Annotated in this window: 5 protein-coding genes; 4 read left to right on the top strand and 1 reads right to left on the bottom strand. The window is 64.9% G+C overall.

Annotation, left to right across the window (positions count from 1 at the left end; translation table 11 throughout):
- Positions 1 to 179: 179 nt before the first annotated feature.
- Positions 180 to 599 (bottom strand): large conductance mechanosensitive channel protein MscL, encoded by a 420-nt coding sequence (gene mscL, locus AUC71_RS05830; protein ID WP_069623510.1) that lies wholly within the window; start codon positions 597 to 599, stop codon positions 180 to 182.
- A 155-nt stretch (positions 600 to 754) separates the two neighbouring features.
- On the opposite strand from mscL, the gene AUC71_RS05825 reads away from it, so the two are divergent.
- The 4 genes from AUC71_RS05825 to AUC71_RS05810 form a co-directional block, all read left to right on the top strand.
- A complete protein-coding gene (locus tag AUC71_RS05825) occupies positions 755 to 1,036 on the top strand; it encodes a DUF4212 domain-containing protein (protein ID WP_204376649.1) in 282 nt (93 codons plus the stop codon).
- A gap of 3 nt (positions 1,037 to 1,039) precedes the next feature.
- Positions 1,040 to 1,678, top strand: a complete 639-nt coding sequence (locus tag AUC71_RS05820) for a sodium:solute symporter family transporter (RefSeq protein ID WP_069623509.1) — start codon at positions 1,040 to 1,042, stop codon at positions 1,676 to 1,678.
- Entirely contained in the window at positions 1,666 to 2,883 is a 1,218-nt protein-coding gene (locus tag AUC71_RS05815) for a sodium:solute symporter family transporter (RefSeq protein WP_069623508.1), read from the top strand. Before AUC71_RS05820 ends, AUC71_RS05815 begins: the two co-directional genes overlap by 13 nt.
- Before the next feature lie 9 nt (positions 2,884 to 2,892).
- Positions 2,893 to 3,244 (top strand): alpha/beta fold hydrolase (locus tag AUC71_RS05810; protein ID WP_141701479.1); only part of this gene is annotated, 352 nt, incomplete at its 3' end.

Below are 3,244 nucleotides of genomic sequence, written 5' to 3'. Positions count from 1 at the left end.
ATTGTCATGCCCGCGAAAGCGGGCATCCAGTAAACACCGATCTTCGCTGCAACCCGGTACAGTGGTTACTGGATCGCCCGGTCAAGCCGGGCGATGACAACGAAGAGAGGTCGTGAGTGGGCTGTGGGCAACAGACTTCTAATCCGTGACTTACCCCTCCCATCAGCCTTCGGCAGGTGCTAGCCGCGCTTCACCAGGGCGTCGCGGATCTCTTCCAGGAGTTGCACTTCGCGCGAGGGCGGTGGCTCGGTCGCCGGCTCCTCTTCCTGTTTGCGGCGCAGCTGGTTCATGCCCTTGATCACCATGAACAGCACGAAAGCGACGATGGCGAAGCTGATGACGCTGTTGATGAAGATGCCCACATTGATCGTGGCGGCTCCGGCTTCTCTCGCTTGCGCCAGCGATTGATAGTCACCCCCGCTCAAATTGATGAAGAGGTCGGAGAAATCCATGCCGCCGGTGATCAGCCCGATCGGCGGCATGATAACGTCGTTCACCAGCGACTGGACGATTGTGGAAAAGGCCGCGCCGATGATGATACCGACGGCCATATCGACCACATTGCCGCGTAACGCGAATTCCTTGAATTCTTGGAGCATTGCCCGCATTCCCCCTCAAGCCGTTGAGAGCACACTGCTTCTTTGCCACGATTTAAGGGCATTTGCACCTCAAAGCACGGTTTGCAAGGCTCCGCCTAGCTGCTAACTGCTCGACAGGCTCCGGGGCCTGGCTCGACCTTGGATTGGAGGGGAACGTGACAGCGGAAGCCGCCGAAACCGAAAACGCGGTGCGCGACCGCCACCAGTTGCGGACGCTCGCCGTCGCCATCACCACCATCGCGGCGGTTTTCTGCACCGTGGCCGCCGTCATTATATATGCGATCGCGCTGAACCGGCTGTGGTTCCTGCACTTCCCGCTCGGCTTCTATCTTCTGGCGCAGGGGCTCCTGATCTTCGCGGTGGTGATCGCCTTCTGGTACGTGCGCGTGCAGGAACGCATCGACCACACGCGGAGCTTCAATGAGGAGATGGCGTAGGCGATGACAGCGCAGTCGCGCCAGCGCACGCCGAACCCGCATCTCGGCGCCTATTACGGCATCGTCGCCAGCGCCTTCGCCTCGCTGGTGCTGCTGCTCGCCATGGCCGAGCAACTCGGCTGGAGCGACGGCGCGGTCGCGCGGCTCATGATCCTATTGCCGCTGCTTCTCTATCTCGCCATCGCCGTGGCGGCGCGCACCCTCGACGTCGAAGACTTCTTCACCTCCGGGCGCCGGGTTCCCCAAGTCTATAACGCCTTCCTCTTGGCGGCGATCACGGTGGGCGGCACCGGCTTCTTCGCCTACACGGGCGCGGTCTTCTTCCTCGGCTTCGACGCGCTCGCCATCGGTCTCGGCTGGACGTGCGGCCTGTTGCTCTCCGGCGTGCTGTTCGTGCCCTATTTGCGCCGGGCCGGCGCCTACACGCTGCCCGCCTTTCTCGGCCAAAGATTTCGCTCACACGAGATACGGCTCGCGGCGAGCGCGTTGCAAGTCGTGCCGACGGCGCTGCTTCTCGCCGCGGAAATCAACATCGCGGCAACCGTGGCGGCGATCTTCCTGCCCGCATCCTATTGGGTCTCCGTGCTGCTGATCGTCGTGCTCGTCGCGCGACGGGAATTCTCGGCGGCATGCGCGCCCTGACCTGGTCGGGCAGCGCGCAGTTCATCGCCGGCGCCATCGGCCTCGCCGTGCCGCTGATCGTCGTCTCGGTGCTGCTGACCCATCTACCCGCGCCGCAATTTACCTATGGCGAGATGTTCGGCTCCTTGCAGAGCGCGGAGACGGCCGCCGGCATGTCGCCGGTTGAGCCCGGCGATATCGGCGCTCTGCCGGCGCCCGAGCCCATGGCGGCCGTGAAGCCCTTCCTTCAGTCGTTCGGCGCCATCACCGAGCGGGGCTTCTTCGCGCTGTTCTTCTGTTTCGCGCTGGGCACGGCCGCCCTGCCGAGCCTGATCGCGCGCAGCGGCGTCACCTGCTCGGTGGCCGATCAGCGGCGCTCGACCGCCTGGGCGCTTCTGCTCGTCGCGGTGTTCGTCATCACCGCGCCGTCGCTTGCAGCGTTCGCCAAGGTGCTGATGTTCCGCGACATGGCGCTCATTCCCACCGAAGGCCTGCCGGCCTGGCTCTCCAGCTTAAGCCTGGGACAGCTGGCGCAGGCGAGCGATATCAACGGCGACGGCACGATCGGCGCGGGCGAGCTCTTGATCTCGCGCGACGGAATCGCGCTGGCATTGCCGATCTTGGCTGAGCTTCCTTACGTTCTCACCGCGCTCATGGCCGCGGCAGGCTTGGCGATCGCGCTCGCGGCGGCCGGCTCGCATCTGTTCACGCTTGGAGCGAGCCTCGCCGACGACGTCTACGGCACGCTCGACCGCAAGCCGATCGTTCTGCCCCGTCTCATGGCGGCATGGGCCGTGATTGCCGCGTGTGCGTTTCTGGTGGCCGTCTATCTCTTTATCGCCGAGGTGGATGCGTTGCATATCGCGGTGACGGCCTTCGCCTTCGCCGCCGCGACGTTCTTCCCGGTTCTTCTTTTGGCGATCTGGTGGCCGCGCTGCACCACCTGGGGCGCTCTCGCCAGTCTGGCAACCGGATTTGGCATCCTCTTTCTCGCCTTGACCGTGGGCGGCCTGTTCGGCGTGGCCGAGACCGCCGTGGGCACGGCCATGTCCTGCCTGGTGGCGGCGGTTCTGGCGTTTGGCGCTGGCGTCGGGGTGAGCCTCTACGGACCGGAGCCGGCGAGCCTCGACACCGCCTATTACGAGGAAATGCGCAAACCCGACGGCGAGACCATGTTCGACCAGGCGCAAGCCCGGGCGGCCACAGCGAGCAGCGAAGAGGACTGACGAGCTTCCATGGACCCGCGGCCCGACTCTCCACGCCTGTCGCTTTACCCTGAAATCGTGCCCTTCCGCTCGGGCCGGCTCAAAGTGTCGGACCTGCACGAGCTCTATTACGAGGAATGCGGGTCGCCGTCCGGCAAGCCGGTCGTCATGTTGCATGGCGGACCCGGCGGCGGCGTCACGCCCATCATGCGGCGCTATCATGATCCCCGGCTCTACCGCATCGTGCTGTTCGACCAGCGCGGCTGCGGCCGATCGATCCCCCATGCCTCGCTGGAGGAGAACACCACCTGGGATCTAGTGGCCGACATCGAGCGCTTGCGTGAGCATCTCGGCATCGACCGCTGGCAGGTGTTCGGCGGCT

Source organism: Methyloceanibacter marginalis (genome assembly GCF_001723295.1).
GTDB lineage: Bacteria > Pseudomonadota > Alphaproteobacteria > Rhizobiales > Methyloligellaceae > Methyloceanibacter > Methyloceanibacter marginalis.
This window is presented reverse-complemented; position numbering and strand designations above follow the sequence as displayed.